Origin of the sequence: Georgenia sp. SYP-B2076, from assembly GCF_003991205.1 — a bacterium.
In the GTDB taxonomy this organism is placed as follows: Bacteria; Actinomycetota; Actinomycetes; order Actinomycetales; family Actinomycetaceae; genus Georgenia.
Window position 1 is genome coordinate 16,709 of sequence record NZ_RXOZ01000001.1, and the last position, 14,751, is coordinate 31,459.

At 67.9% G+C, this 14,751-nt stretch carries 10 protein-coding genes; 1 reads left to right on the top strand and 9 read right to left on the bottom strand.

Annotated elements, in window-relative coordinates; genetic code table 11:
* Positions 1-10 precede the first annotated feature (10 nt).
* The 8 genes from EJK16_RS00090 to EJK16_RS00125 all read right to left on the bottom strand — a co-directional run bounded on the left by EJK16_RS00090 (position 11) and on the right by EJK16_RS00125 (position 11,599).
* Positions 11-856, bottom strand: coding sequence for a sugar phosphate isomerase/epimerase (locus tag EJK16_RS00090; protein WP_127125116.1), 846 nt, complete (start codon positions 854-856; stop codon positions 11-13).
* A complete protein-coding gene (locus tag EJK16_RS00095) occupies positions 856-2,046 on the bottom strand; it encodes a DUF993 family protein (RefSeq protein ID WP_205739531.1) in 1,191 nt (396 codons plus the stop codon). Before EJK16_RS00095 ends, EJK16_RS00090 begins: the two co-directional genes overlap by 1 nt.
* 9 nt (positions 2,047-2,055) lie before the next feature.
* A complete protein-coding gene (locus EJK16_RS00100; RefSeq protein ID WP_127125118.1) occupies positions 2,056-2,793 on the bottom strand; it encodes an SDR family NAD(P)-dependent oxidoreductase in 738 nt (245 codons plus the stop codon).
* Positions 2,790-3,572 (bottom strand): enoyl-CoA hydratase/isomerase family protein, encoded by a 783-nt coding sequence (locus tag EJK16_RS00105; protein ID WP_127125120.1) that lies wholly within the window; start codon positions 3,570-3,572, stop codon positions 2,790-2,792. The genes EJK16_RS00100 and EJK16_RS00105 overlap by 4 nt, the downstream gene beginning before the upstream one ends.
* Positions 3,573-3,585: 13 nt before the next feature.
* Positions 3,586-5,139 (bottom strand): acyl CoA:acetate/3-ketoacid CoA transferase, encoded by a 1,554-nt coding sequence (locus EJK16_RS00110; protein ID WP_205739532.1) that lies wholly within the window; start codon positions 5,137-5,139, stop codon positions 3,586-3,588.
* A 595-nt stretch (positions 5,140-5,734) separates the two neighbouring features.
* Positions 5,735-6,853, bottom strand: coding sequence for a PD-(D/E)XK motif protein (locus EJK16_RS00115; protein ID WP_127125122.1), 1,119 nt, complete (start codon positions 6,851-6,853; stop codon positions 5,735-5,737).
* Positions 6,850-9,705 carry a Z1 domain-containing protein gene (locus tag EJK16_RS00120; RefSeq protein WP_127125124.1) on the bottom strand — a complete coding sequence of 952 codons (2,856 nt, stop codon included), beginning with the start codon at positions 9,703-9,705 and terminating at the stop codon, positions 6,850-6,852. Before EJK16_RS00120 ends, EJK16_RS00115 begins: the two co-directional genes overlap by 4 nt.
* Positions 9,683-11,599, bottom strand: coding sequence for a DUF262 domain-containing protein (locus EJK16_RS00125; protein ID WP_127125126.1), 1,917 nt, complete (start codon positions 11,597-11,599; stop codon positions 9,683-9,685). Before EJK16_RS00125 ends, EJK16_RS00120 begins: the two co-directional genes overlap by 23 nt.
* A 492-nt stretch (positions 11,600-12,091) precedes the next feature.
* On the opposite strand from EJK16_RS00125, the gene EJK16_RS00130 reads away from it, so the two are divergent.
* Positions 12,092-12,865 carry a hypothetical protein gene (locus EJK16_RS00130; RefSeq protein WP_127125128.1) on the top strand — a complete coding sequence of 258 codons (774 nt, stop codon included), beginning with the start codon at positions 12,092-12,094 and terminating at the stop codon, positions 12,863-12,865.
* Between the two features lie 333 nt (positions 12,866-13,198).
* Here the strand turns inward: EJK16_RS00130 and EJK16_RS00135 are convergent, their stop codons facing one another.
* Complete coding sequence (locus EJK16_RS00135) at positions 13,199-14,515, bottom strand: DUF3883 domain-containing protein (RefSeq protein WP_127125130.1); 1,317 nt, start codon at positions 14,513-14,515, stop codon at positions 13,199-13,201.
* Positions 14,516-14,751 lie beyond the last annotated feature (236 nt).

Consider the following 14,751-nt stretch of genomic DNA (forward strand, 5'->3'; position numbering starts at 1 on the left):
GCGGCCCCCGCTAAGGGGCCACCGGGGCCAGCGTCGACCAGCGCTCGACCACGACGTCGACGACGTCCCGGGGGTCCTCGGCCCACCACCGGTCGGAGAGCACCTCGATCTCGAACAGGCCCGCGTAGCCGTGGCGCCGGGCGAGGTCGATGGTGCCGACCAGGTCGATGCACCCGTCGCCGATCATGCCGCGGCTGGACAGCTGCCCGGTGATGGGCAGCACCCAGTCGGAGAGGTGCACCCCCAGCACCCGCTTGCCGGCGCGGGCGAACTCGCGCTCGAGGGCGTGGTCGTGCCAGCAGTGGTAGACGTCGACGATGAGCCCGAGGGCGTCGTCGTCGAGCTCCTCGATGAGGTCGTTGGCCTCGCCGAGGGAGCACAGGACGCTGCGGTCGGCGGCCATCATGGGGTGCAGCGGCTCGAGGCCGAGGCGCACGCCCGCCTCGCGGGCGTGGTCCAGGCAGGCGGCGAGCCCGTCGGCCACCTGGCGGCGCGCCTCGCCGAGCTCGACGAAGTCGCCGGCCGAGCGCACGGGGGACGGCAGCCCACCGGGCAGGACGACGAGGGTTGGGGCGCCGACGGCGGCGGCGACGTCGATCGCGCGGCGGGTCTCGTCCACCGCCCGGCGGCGGCCATCTGCGGTGGCGGCGGGGAAGAACCCGCCGCGGCAGACGCTGCTGACGGCGAGCCCGGACTCCGCGATCATCCGTCCGGCGGTCTCGGCGCCGACGGGCGCGATGGTCTCGAGCCACGGGGCGATGCCGCCGAAGCCGCGGACGCGCGCCTCGTCGACCAGCGCCGCGAGCGGCAGGTCCTTGACGGTCCACGCGTTGAGGCTCGCCTGCGCCAGCTCCATCAGGCCACCCCGATCCCGGCCAGCCAGCGGCGCACGGTGTGGGCGGTGCGCTCCGGGTCGATGAGGATGCGCGCCTGCCCGGCGAGCTCGACCAGGCGGCTCAGGTGCAGCACCGACCGGCCGGACTCCAGCCCCCCGAGCATCCTCGGGTGGCTCTGGTAGCCCTGCAGGTAGGAGACGAACGCGACCCCGGTCTTGTAGTAGCTCGTCGGGGCGGCGAACACGTGCCTGGACAGCTCGACGGTCGGGCCGAGAAGCTCGCGGTAGCCGGCGGTGTCGCCCGCGTCGAGGCGGCGCAGGGCCGCGGCGGCGGTGGGGGCGCACAGGGCGAACGCGCCGAGCAGGGCGTCGCTGTGGCCGGCGTCGTCGCCCTGGATGAGGTCGAGGTAGTTGTAGTCGTCGCCGGTGAGCAGGCGCACGCCGTCGGGCAGGGCGCGGCGCATCTCGATCTCGCGGCCGGCGTCGAGCAGGGACATCTTGATCCCCGCCACGTGGGCGGCGTTGTCCGTGATGATGTCGCGGACCACCGCCGTCGCGGCGTCGAGGGAACCGCCGCCCCAGTACCCCGCGAGCTGCGGGTCGAAGGCCTCGCCGAGCCAGTGCAGGACGACGGGCCGGCTCGCCGCGCGGAGCACGGTGGAGTACACCTCGGCGTAGTCCTCGGGGGTGCGGGCGGCCCGGGCGAGCTCGCGGCTGCACATGAGCACCGCCGTCCCGCCGCGAGACTCCACGAACTCGAGCTGCTCGAGGTAGGCGTCGGTCACCGCGGCGAGGTCTGCGGGCCCGGTGAGCTGGTCGGTGGCCACGCCGACGACGACGCGCCCGTCCGGGCTGCCGTAGAGCTCGGCGCACCGGGCGAGGGAGGCCTCGACAAGGGTCTGCACGTCGGGCCAGGTGAGGCCCATGCCGCGCTGCGCGGTGTCCATCGCCTCGGCGACGCCGAGCCCGGTGGCCCACACGCGCTCGCGCACCGCGAGGGTTGCGGCCCAGTCGACCTGGCCGGGCGCGGACGGGGTGGCGCTGGTGAGCGGGTCGGCGACGACGTGCGCGGCCGCGTAGGCAACGCGGGAGGTAGGCCGCTCGCCCCGGTCGGCTCCCTGCGGGGCGGGGAGGAGCTCGACGTCGGCGAGGGTGCCGTCCGGTCGGGGCAGGGCCACGGTCGTGGCGCTGCGGAGGCTGGTGGTGGTCACGGCGTCTCCCTAGACGAGGGCGTAGCCGCCGTCGACGGGCAGCGTGTGCCCGGTGACGAAGCCGGCGGCGTCGGACAGGAGGAACAGGGCGGGGCCGGTGACGTCGACCGGCTGGCCGAGGCGGCCCATGGGTGTGCGCGCCACGATCCGGTCGTGGTTCTCCGGCCGGGCGAGCATCTCGGCGGTCATCTCCGTGACGATGTACCCGGGGGCGATCGCGTTGATGCGCGGCCCGGTCGCGCCCAGCTCGGCGGCGAGCCCGCGGACCAGGTGCGAGAGGGCGGCCTTGACCGAGCCGTAGGGGACGATGCCGGGGACGGCCCGGTCGGCGGACATCGAGGAGATGGCGAGCACGCTGCCCGGAGCGCCGCCGGTGCCGCGCCGCAGGGCGCCGACCAGCGCGCGGACCGTGCGGTAGAAGGAGGAGAGGTTGACGTCGAGGAGCCGCGCCCAGTCGGCCTCGGCGATGTCCACGGCCGCGGTGCGGACCTGGATCCCGGCGGCCGTGACGAGGTGGTCCAGGCCGCGGCCGTCGAGCCAGGCCAGGAGCTGGGCGGGGAAGTCGGGGGCGGCGACGTCGGCCTGGAGGGCCGTGCCGGGCGCCGCGGCGGCGACGTCGGCCACCGCGGGGCTGCGGTCGACGAAGAGGACGTCGGCGCCCGCGGCGGCGAGCGCGGTGGCGATGTCCCGGCCGATGCCGCTCGCGGCCCCGGTGACGATGGCCGTGCGGCCGGCGAACCCGCTCATCGCACGCCCGCCTTCATGGCGGCGCGGGCGGCCTTCGCGGCGAGGAAGTCGGCCATGCGGCCGGCGAACTCCGCACCGGGCAGGGTGCGCTCGCTGAGCTCGGTGAGCGCGGCGGCGGAGGCGTCGACGCCGTCGGCGAGCAGCTCGCGGTTGAGCCAGCGCTTGGAGCGGGCGACGGCGTCCGGCGCGCCCGCCGCGATCCCGGCGAGGACGCGGGCGAGCGTGGGCTCGACGTCGTCGGCCGCGACGGCGTAGGTGGCCAGGCCGAGCTCCTTGGCCTCGGTGTGGCCGATGACGTCGCCGGCGAGCGCGAGGCGGGCGCCGAGCCGCCGGCTCGACGCCGCGGGCATCGCGCCGAAGTAGACGGTGGCCCACACGCCGATCTTGGCCTCGGGCAGCCCGAACGTGGCGCCGGGTCCGGCGATGACGATGTCGCTCCAGGTGACGAGCTCGACGCCGCCGCCCAGGGCGGAGCCCTCGACCACGGTGACGACCGGCAGGGGCGAGGCGGCGATGGCCCGGAAGGTCGGGAGCATGCCGGTGACGAAGTAGTCCTTGGCGGCCTGGGGTCCGTCGAGGGCGCGCATGGCGTCGATGTCGTTGCCGGCGCAGAAGGACCGCTGGTCCCCGCGCACGACGATCGCCCGGTTGGCGGGGTCCTCGGCGGCCGCCTCCACGGCCTCGCGCAGCTCGGTCCAGGCGGCGAGGTCCATGGAGTTGCGCTTGGCGGCGCGGTCGAAGGTGACGACCACGTGGTTGCTGTGCTGGGTGGTGATCATGGGGTCCTCCTCCTCACGCTACGGGCGCGAGCTGGTCGGTGGTGAGCGGGGCGAAGCAGGCGGCGGGCATCTCGGCGACGTCCCGGATGATGGGCCGGAAGTCGAGGTGGGCGAGGATGTCCCGCTCGATGTCGATGCCGGGGGCGACCTCGATGAGCTCCAAGCCCTCCGCGGTGAGCTGGAAGACGCACCGCTCGGTGACGTACAGCGCCCGGCGGCCCTGGGCGGCGGCGTAGGGGCCGGCGTAGGTGACCTCCTCCACCTCGTTGACGAACTTGGGCACCTGGCCCTCCTGGTCGATGACGAGCCGCCCGTCCTCGAGGTGGACCCGCAGGCCCTTGGCGGTGAAGGCGCCGCAGAAGATGGCCGTCCGGGCGTTCTGGCTGATGTCGACGAAGCCGCCCGGGCCCATGACCTTCCCGCCGAACGCGGAGACGTTGACGTTGCCCCGCCGGTCGGTCTGGGCCATGCCCAGGCAGGTGACGTCGATGAGCCCGCCAGCGAAGATGTCGAACTGGACGGCGGAGCTGATCCGGGCGCTGGGCCCGGTGGCCATGCCGAACAGGTCGCCGAGCTCGGGCTCGCCGTTGTAGAGGCCCTGCTCGACGGCGAGCTGGACGCTGGCGAGGCGGCCCTCCTCGCGGAGGATCTTGCCGACGTCGGCGCTCATGCCGAAGCCGAGGTTGAGCACGTCGCCCGCCTTGATCTCCTGCGCGGCGCGGCGGCAGACGACGGCGCGGATCGGGTCGGTCAGGCCGGACGGGCCCGTAAGGCTCGTCGGGTCGATCGGGTCGAAGAGCGCGGGGTCCTCCTCGGCGAGGTAGGTCTGGGTCTGCTCGGGCACGACGACGACGTAGTCGACGAGGGCGGCGGGCAGGAACACCTTCCGCGGGTCGAGCTGGCCCTCCACCTGCCGCTTGACCTGCACGATGACGATCCCGCCGTTGCCGCGGGCGGCCTGGGCGCACTCGAGGGCGTCGAGGATCGCGGGCTCGGCGTCGGCGCCGATGTTGCCCCGGGAGTCCACCTCGGTGCCGCGCACGAGGGCGACGTCGACCTGGAACGGCCGGTAGCGCAGGTACTCCTCGCCGTCGAGCTCGAGCACCTCCACCAGCTCCTCGGTGGCGGAGGCGTTGGCGCGGCCGCCCTTGTGGCGCGGGTCGGCGAATGTGTGCAGGCCGGTGCGGGTGACGTAGCCGGGCCGACGGGCGCCGGACTCCCGGTACAGGTGGGTGATGACGCCGGCGGGCATGACGTAGGCGGCGATCTTCTCCTCGGCCGCCAGTCGCATCATCGCGGGCGACCAGGTCCAGTGCCCGCCCACGACCTTGCGGACCATGCCCTCGTGGGCGAAGCCGTTGACGCCCCGCGAGCCGCGGTCGCCGACGCCCAGGGCGTGGATGAGCGTGAGGTCCCGCGGCGAGGCCGTCTGCCGGAACCGCCGCTCGACCGCGGCGATGAGCGCCGTGGGCTCGAGCATGCCGCCGCCGTTGGCCGCGAGCCCGATCGTGGCGCCGTCGCGCACGTGCGCCGCTGCCTCGTCAGCGCTCAGGATCTGCACCGTCATCATTGACCTCCGTGTAGGTGATGCTGCGAATGTAACCGCATACATTTGGCGCGGTCAACCACGTCAGGGCCGTCACGGTCGCGTCGGCCGGCCCCCTCCCAGGCTTGCTATCGGCGCAAACGGTGACGTTCGTGCCCGCGTTCGCGGGCTCGCGAGACCGGTGTGGTTGTCATCCGTTGCCGCGTCTAGTACCGCAATCCGGTGGCGGCCGCCCGCGAAGTCCGAGCACCGCACGAGGCATGGCGAAACGCTGTGCAGGGCGCACGTGCGTTCCCGCCACGGCGCTCACCGCCGCAACCCACCCAGCGCGGTCGGCGCGACCACAAAAAGCGCCCAGTCCGCTCGGCCGATGGCCACCCGGCCGCCAGGTGGTCCACCGCTTGAGCGTGAGCCCGCACCACCCCAGCACCTGCGCAGCAGACGGGCGCCACTACGGCGGCGCGGGGCGGTCGGAAGATGTGCGGGATCCGCTCGCGGACGATTTGCCGAGGAACACCAGGCCGGCCGCGCACCCGAAGCCCTACCGGAGCCAGGCTCGGCAGGCCGGTGCCGGGGAGATCGCGGCTAAGGTCGGGGCAGGCGCTGGAGACCGCCTCTATAGACCGTCGGCCAATTCCAGCACTCGCCTAGCAGACGCATTCATTCCAACCGTTGGATTGATGTCGCCTCGAACCTGCTCTGGCAGATTGAGCCGATAGCGCACCGAGTCGGTGTCGACGTTCGGCTTTGCCCGGACATCGTCGCCTCTGAGCACGTGGATTTGGTCATCCGCCATGTCGTAGCACCGAACGAATGCGCTCCTGAACGGCCGCTGGAAAACGGCACTGTCGGCCATCGTCGTGTGGTCGTAGCCGATCTCTGCCGATGAGCCGTACTCGGCGATGCGTCGCAACAGCTCGGCGATGACCGGCTCGGCGCTGACCTCCAGGGCCTGTCTTGTTCGGTCGACTATCGCAGCGACGAGTCGCGGAAGACTCGTCGTGTTCGAGGGGTCTGCTCCTACCCCGGCCCACTGGATGCCGACGCTCAGTAGGAGAAGCGTTGACTCGGGGGCGCCGTCGACACCGTGACCGACCTCAACTTGATGCACACCCTGAATCAAGTGTGACGACGCACTGCGAGTGGTCGTCTTAACCTCGACCCCCACACCGCCAAACTGGAGATCACGCGCAGTCTCGCGGTACCCCTTCCACGCATCAATAATCGCTGCGACCTTGTTCGGCGGCGCCGCACGCACGAGGGCTTCGAGCAGGAGCAGCTCGCCAATCAGGCCGAGGATGGCGCGGTCAGCGATCCGAAGCCGCTGGATCGCGAGCTCAATGACCGGCTCGGCCTTCCAGAACGCCCGGCCAGGGTTTTCCGAGGCGCCGTTCCGAAGCAGTTCAGTGCACAGGAACGCTGCGACCTGATCGAAGTGCCCTGCAGCGGGTAGCAGCAACCGGCTCGCGGAGAGTGCGTCCTCCTTACCCTCTCGCCACCACAACTGATGCTCGAGGTTCTCGCGAACGATCTTGGACCTCGGCTCGATGGGTGGCCCCGCGAGGAAGATTTCGATCCGTCCCTCCGGACTCCTCGCAATCCCGAGCGCCCCATCCCCGTCGCACCAGGTGATAATTCGGTCGTTCGCTGACCGCGGCCGCTCGAGGCGGGCTATGAGCTCTAGGTGCGCTTCATACGAGCCTAGATCGGGCGTCATGGTCGGGCTGGCCTTCATCGCGGTCCTCGTGCAGCAAACTGGTCAGGGCCTCCGAGTGGGACGGCGAGGCCAAGGGCAGTGGTGGGATGGAGGCCCTCACCTCGCTCGATGACGTGGAAGAGGATGAGTCCAGGGGCGCCGGCAGGGCGCCAGGGAGCCTCTCCGGCGGTGAATTTCGGGGGCACCTGCTCGTGGGCGTGGTAATCGAAGAATGAATCTCCGAGGTAGGGGTCACTACCTGAGCCGGGGTTACGGCTGCCCCAGGTAGCAGCGAGCTGTCCGTCTACCACATCGCGCATCATCGGTCGCACGTCGAACGGCAGCTCACCGAGGAGCCCCTCCGTGATCGTCGAGCCAGAGCCGTAGCGAATACCGATGTAGAACTTCGGCTGCTCGCTTTGCTTCTTGGATAGATCCACCATCGACCACGGGGTCCGAGGGTCGTCCGTCGCCACAAGGCCCCGGGCGTGCCGGGACAGGCTTGCGTGCCACAGGCGGAGATAAGCACCGAGACCGTATGGGCAGTCACTCCGTACTTCGGACGCGGGCTCACCTTCGTCAGGCTCCGGCGGCCGATAGAGCGGCAGCAGTCTCTCGCCGTCTGACGCAGCGTCGAGGCCGATGTGAGCTTCGAGGGCGGCCCATCGCGAAGCCTGCCAACCCTCGCGACCCGGCCGGTAATTGTCATACCGCAGGCCATCGAGGAGCTCAGCAGCCTCGGAGAGGGAGAGCGGCTCGTCGAGGATGCGCCCACGAGGGCGGTCGTTGACCACCACGTCGTGGGACGCGCGGTTGGCAAACGCGACGGCGAGAAGCCGCGTATTCGGGTCTTCGTTCTTGCCGTCGTTCATGAGCCGCACGAACGGCGCCGCCCCGGGAGAGAGGGGCACGTTGCTGACGTTCGTCAACTTGCCGGTAGCAATGAAATCGCGGCCTTGAAGCACCCTCGGATCAGGCGCCTCTCCGAGTTGCTCGTTCATGAGCTTTACAACGTCGCGCCGCAGGGCTTCGTCGGACTCGTGGTACGCACGGAACAGGTCGAGCTGCTCACTTGGTAAGAAAACTCGACAGAGCTCAAGGTGTGGTCCGCGGTACCCGAACCAGCGCTGCATCTGCATCTGGGTGTCGGCGTACGGGTCGTCGCTGTGGCGGAGGAACAGCGTGGTCGTGAGTCCTTCGAGCGTCAGGCCGCGGGACATCACGTTTCCCGAGATGAAGATTGTCGACAGGTCGCACGGAGCAAGCCAAGTACCGTCGTCCTCCTGCGGCTCAAACGCAGGGCGGTCGTCCGCCCGAGGATCGCTGTTCACGATCGAGAGGCGCGTCGCGGGGATCACCTCGTGGAGGAGCAGGTCCCTTACGGCCGGCCACATGGACCGATCGGGGACAACAGGTTCGTGCGGCAGGTCGAACGCTCCGCGCACGGCCTGCGCCGACCGGCGGTAGTGATCAAGCCACGCCGCCCACGGCTCCTCGTCCTGGAGCACCATCGCGCTCAGCGCGTCGACTGGCAAAGACCGATCGCCCGCGTCCAGGCGGGCGACCGCTTGGTCTCGATCGAGACCTCCCGCCCACGCAAGAATTCCCGCAGCCGCATCGAAGTGGTCTTGGATAGCGGCTGAGGGGTGGAAGAGCATGGAATGAGGTAGCGGTGAACGCGCGGCCGCTTCTTGCCTTGAGGCGAAGTAGGTTGACCGCGCTACGGAGGGTAAGAGCCGGCCGTCATCCCTCCAGAGGCGGATGGCCCCGGCCACCAGGAATGCGCGCACCGACTCCGCGATGCCCACGTCAGGCTGACCGTCCGTTGCGAGGCACAATGGCGCCTCCTTGACTCGCCGGTAGAACACCTCACCTCCCGTGTAGAAGGACCGAAGTCCTCCTGGCTCACGGAACGTCGTCGAGCGAGGCTCCACACCCCCTTGGTCGAAAGGCGTGCGCAGCGAAACCACGAAATCCTTCGGTGCGAGTGGGTTGTAGTCCGCCTGGAGGAAGTTGGCCTGCGGTGTCGCGGTGTACGCGATGTAGGTGACGTAAAGATTGGGTGAGGCCGATGTGCCGTCGTGCGGGCGCGTCTCCCAAAGGTCGACGATCGACCGAGGAACTTGCTTGAGGTCCGCGAACGCCGGGTCGAGACCACTCTCTGCCCGCGCATCGAGGATCGATCCGTCGTCGGCCTCGTCATCGAGCACAACAAGGTGGAACGGCCGTGCTGCGCTGTTGATGGCAGGGATGAGCTGCCGGTGCAGCGTTTCGGCCAGGGCCTGGAGGTGGTGGACGTTCTTCATTACGACGGCGATTAGCGGCCGCCGTTGCCTGAGAGCGCGCCGTGCCTGTTGACCGTTGAACGCATAGAGGCGAGAGAGCGGCACGTCGTCGCCGCCGTCGTCGAGCACGGCTGACGGGCTCGGCAGCAACAGCCGCCGCCGCTCTCGATCGAGGTCGGCACCGTGGCTGTCGAGCTGGGTGCGCAGCCGCTCAAATGTCTGCTTCCACAGAGAAACCCGCGTACCGGCGAGGACCACGACGGCATCGACGCCCTCGTCGAGGCTAAGCGCGGACACGCCCAGCATCGAGGCCGTCTTCCCGGACTGGATCGACCCCATAACGAGGCCGCGCCGAACCCGCGAGGCTGGCCAGGACGCGTCGCCCGCAGGCCCCGTCCCGAGCACCCCCATGCGCAAGATGTACTTGCTATCCGTCTGGATAACGGTCTTGGAAGTCTCAGACATCGACGAGGCGTCGAGGGCTTCCCGGTAGCCGTCCCACCATGAGCCCACATTGGCACCGACGCCATCGACCGGAGCGAGGTGCACCCTCTCTGTGCGAGGCGCGCTCACGAAGTGGCCTTCACTCAGCTCGGACATTTCCATTTACCGCCCTGAGCGTCTCTACGCCGGAGTAGCCGAAACGCTCCGTCATCGCGGCGGACGCCGCATCACGGTCTACTCCGAGCTCATCGGCGATGAGCAGGGCGATCTTGGCGATGTACTCCCACTGTGTCGCTGTCTGCGTCTTTGCCGGGCGCCGCCACTCCTTGGTGGCGGTCTTCTTTCGCAGGGCTGGCGCCGCGGCCTCTAGGCGGTCCTCGGTCTCCTCGCCAAGCACGCTAGCGCCGATCACAACGCCGAGAAGGCTGCCGACCAGCTGCAGCTCCTGCCACTTCGCACCCTGTTTGGTGTCCTTGAACTTCGGGTCCCACGCCTCGTCGACGGCCGCATGTGCGCGCATGCCTTGGAGCATCAGGAGGAAGGCGTCCCTGATTGTCGCTTCATCACGCAAGGGGTCCTTGGGATCGTTCTCGATGCGTTGAAGGAGCGAGTCGATCTGCCGGGCCGTCGACTGGTGCTTCGGTTGGCCCTTGTTGTCGAGCGAGTCGAGCAGGAGGAGCGAGGAGAGCCACGAGAGCACCTTCGTCCTCCTGTATCGGCTCGTGCCGAAGCCGTACTCGGTCAGGATCTCACTGATCTCCCCGAGGTCGGGCCATGCGCGGACGAGGAAGGGTGCGACGTCGTTCAGCGCGGCACTGTCGCCTGCGGTTACAAGAAGGCCCCGCATGAAGTCGATGTTGTGGTACAGGGCGTTGCGGATCTCCTCCGCGTTCAGGTGCTTGCCCTGCTTGTTGTAGAGGTTGAAGACTTCGTGGATCTGGCGTCGCGACGCCTTGGAGTACTCGATGACGGGAATCTTGTACTCGGAAACGCGCTCGAAAACCTGGCGGATTTCTACGCGATCGTCCGCGATCTCGATCGGACGCCGCCGAATCTCGGTGTAGTACCTGCCCTGGAGATCCGCCAGGTCACCCTCGAGCGGCTTAGCGTTCGTCCGAAGCTTGAACGGGAAGTAGTACTCCCGCTCCTTCGACGCCGTGAGTTGCTCACCACGGAGGTTCCTCCACGCCTTGCGGAAGGCTGGATAGTCCGACCTGAAGAGGGAGACAAGGTCCGTCCCCTCGTGCTCAGCATTCGCTTCCTTGACGACCTCGAGAGCGCGCGGGTGCCGGCCGATGAACCGCAGGATCGCCGTGAGCCGCTGCTTACCGTCAACCACCTCGAAAGGCGCCTCGAACTGATCTTGGGGCTTCAAGACGATGACGGACGGCAAGGGGATCCCGCGAAGGATCGACTCGATCAGCATCTGCGAGTCCTTGGTGGGCCAGACGTCGCCGCGCTGGTAGGACGGGCTGAGGTTTAGCTTTCCCTCTTCCGCCTTGTCACTGAATTCTTGGATTGGCCAGATCTGCGCCTTAGCGGTGACAGGACCACTGCTTTCCTCCTCCTCCTCGGGCGCCTCCTCCCATGCCTCGACCCATCGACCTGTGGCTGCCCCGATAGCGCCCCCCTCAGCCTCGAGGTCCTCGACGAACACCTTCTGCAGCTCCACCGCGCGCTCAGCACGCTCCCGCAGCCGCTCGAGGCCGGCGTCCGACAGGTGCACGTGCCCATCGACCGAATCGACCGCCTCATCCGGCTGCTCAAAGCCCAGTCCTCGGGCCAGCGCCCTCAGGAAATCTTCGGATTTGGTCAACTCAAGGGGCTCGCGGAGCCGGAGCCATCCCTGCACGGTGGCGACCGAGCTCATCCAAGCCGGCGAGGCGAAGTCGACGTCCTCGGGGCGGAAGCCGCTGCCCAGAGGCTCGAACTCGGATGGCACCTCAACCGGTTCTGAGAGCAGCGCAAGCTGCTCGGCGACCGCCATCTCGAGATCCGCCCGCTCGCTGTCTTGTGCTTCATCCACCGTGGACTCAATCAAGTCGTCGCTCCTCATCAGCCCGGATGGTCACTGGGTGCAGCCATCTTCGTGCAAGCGCGGGCCAGTCTATGCGTTCGGACGACATGTGACGTTAAGTGGCTGGTGCACTCCTCGCTGGAAGTTCAGTGTTGGTGTCCACGGAGCGCGCTTGCAGCTTACTAAGCGGCGCAAGTCCCGCCGCCGGGTCCTCGGCACCCCCAGTGGAGCTTCTTGGGCGCGGAGCACGTCAGCCATGTCGCAATGTATGACCACTCGCTCCATGCGCCCAGTTGCCGGCGAGCTCGGGTGCGCAGGCGGCGCCCTAGTCAAGCCACATCCGAGCGGGAACTTGTCACGGAGGGCAACATTCCGCGCCCGGTCGGTCCCGCCAATGCGCGGCCTTGCGCAAGTTCCGGCTAGAGCGTTTGTGCATCACAGACGGAACCGGATAAATCGCACAGCGTTCTGCAGCCCCTTACGCCTCATTCGCCGCCAGACCGGATCGACACAGTGGCGTAGCCTGGTCACGTGACTCAGGACACTCTTTTCAGCAATGGTTGTGTTGGATCTGTTCCGACCAGCAGCCCCGCAGGCCTCGCGGACGTCCCACCGGGCCACTTACAACCCGCCCGAACATTCGCGCGCGAGTTCTTCGCTGCCCTAAAAAGCAACTCGTCCATCCAAGCCGAACTTACCGCAGCCATCCAAGAGTGTTTCCGCCGCTACGACACCGGCCCCTTTGAGAACCGATTTATTGTCGGCGCCGTAGTGGAACAAATTCTCGGAGCTACAGCACGTTCGTTGGGATTTGATGTCGAGAATTCTGGCGCACGCCGCCAAGCGTACGATCTCGAACTTTCGCCAGGGTACGGAATTAGCATTAAGTACACGTCATCAGTCGGTCGGAGCGCACGGGTACGTTTAACCAACAGCCAAGGTGCCGTAGGAGAATGGAACACCGGCACCATCTTCGTACTTGCTGGCATAGGCATCGGGTACGCGGACGTCTATCTGACGCCCGGAGCAACCATTCCTGCGGGCGATGAGAAAAGTCTTGACGTCGCCCTTCGGCCCTTGCTTCATTTTTGGGGCGTCGAGCCCATAAAATCAAAAGCGCCGGAGCCGGAATGGCTTGCAGTCGTCCCCAACACCGAGCCCCGCATGGGTTACTTCCTGCCAATCGCGGTCCCTGCACGGGCAACTGTCCGTTCGCCACGTCTTGCCGGTGATCCCATCGCTCTGGATATTCTCCAGAGCGGGAGGTCTCAGACTCTTCTCGCGCACTTCAAGTGGTCGATCTAGTAGGAGGGACGGTCGGCTTCAGTCACGAACGGCACTTCGACTAATCGGCGGGGCTCCGCACTGCATGGGGGTCGCCGCCGAACAAGCGGCCAATCGTGGCCCTCCAGACGGGGAAGACGAGACCTCACTGACGTTGCACGACGGCGCCTACAATCTTTCCAACGAGCCGCCAGGCACCGCCGGACCGCCCCTTGGCCACACTGACGTGGCGGTGGCCGCGGCTTGCTCGCCGTGAAGCCAGGGATGTGCACCGGTCCACGCCGGTGTGGTGTGGTGAGTGAACCCACCCACGTCCACACCCGGCGCGTGGCGGTCCTTCCCGCGATCTGCTGACTACGTGGTTGGCCAGACTCTGTAGCTGGCTACGGCACGCCTACCTTCGGTGATCTGGGCGCGGGTGATGATGTTGACAACGTAGTCCTTGGGGGAGAGCACGCTCGTCACTGCGATGACGATGAACGTCTCGTCCGTCTGCGCACGCCACCACTCTTTGGGAGTGATGTTAAATACCGTCTGCCCACCCTGGATGCCCTTGACCTCGACATGCAGGACGCGGCCGTCCTTCTCGTACTCGAGGTCATAGCCCACGCCGTCCCGTTGCCTGTCGGCCCGGAAGTCCCATCCACCCTTCTTCATGAAGGCCTGCGCGATCTCGACGGCGCGCTTCTCTGCGAGACTGTCGGCGCGCGGGTCTCGCGTTGGGCGAGGTTCATCGGCCACGTTGCGGGCGTTCTCCAGCCGCCCGTCTTCGTCCTCGGCGTACTCCGGCAGCTCAAGCTCCGTGCCTCCAAGGCGGCCGAGCGGAAGGGCGTCTGGGAGGGCAGCGTCAAAGTCAACGTCCACGACGCCGGTTTCGGTGACAGGGTTCTCGGAGATGACGCGCTGAACCGCGACCAGCGCGCCTGGGTCGGCCGCAGCGAGCGGATGGTCTGGTGGCGTGCTCCCGGTCCCGGCGGTGACGATGGCCGCGTAAGTCTCCCAGGCGATCTCGGTGATGGTGTGCTGGGGGTTTTGCCCGTCGATGTGGACGTCTTCCCGGGGGACGGGGACTTCGAAGGGCACGTAGTCGGCGAGCTGGGCGTCCCATGGGCCCTCCCAGCCAGGTGCGATGTACTCGACCGTGGCATGCGCAACGAGCGCGTCGGGGTTCTCTGTCTTGGAGGTGCTGCAGATGATGACTCGCGAGCCTGGCCCTGCGTCGTTTAGTGCCTGCCGGCCGGTGCCTTCGTTGTCATAGCGATAGTGCCTCTCGTCGGCCTCGTGCCCAGTTCCCACAGGGCCATCTGTGCGGTTGAGGATGAAGCATCGGGGGACGCCTGTCAGGGCGCACCAGATCCGTGAGTAGGCCCGCGCGGTGACGGTTCCTCCGCCCTTGGGGGCGGCTTCGCTCGTGTCCCAGAAGGGGTCGTAGGTCAGCCCGAGTGTCTCGAGCACTTGCTCTGCCTTTCGGTACGTGTCGCGGCCGCCTGTCGGCGCACCGGTGCGAGCCTGTTGGATGGCGTCGAGGAACGCGCCTTCGACAGACCCGCCCGTAGACACCTTCGGCATGTCTATGTCGAGGGTGTCGGTGATGCGCTTTGGAAGGTCCGTCTTCTTCGTGGGACGGTTCACCTTGTGCCCACGGATCATCGGCGTGTGCTGCACGGACATGCGTTCCTGCCTACTTGCTCGTATGGACGAGGCTGCTGGCTGCCTGTCGGTGATGGGGTATGACGTGCCGCATGCTCAGCATGTCGGTGCCAGGTGCGAGAGTTGCGGACTGAAGCAACCGCACGTGCGCGTCTGCGCTGGACCTTGGGCTGGGAGCCATGGCTAGAACTACCGGTACGGAATCGAAGACGTCAACACGCTTGGAGATAGCTGAGAGCTCAGCTAAGCTCGTGAGC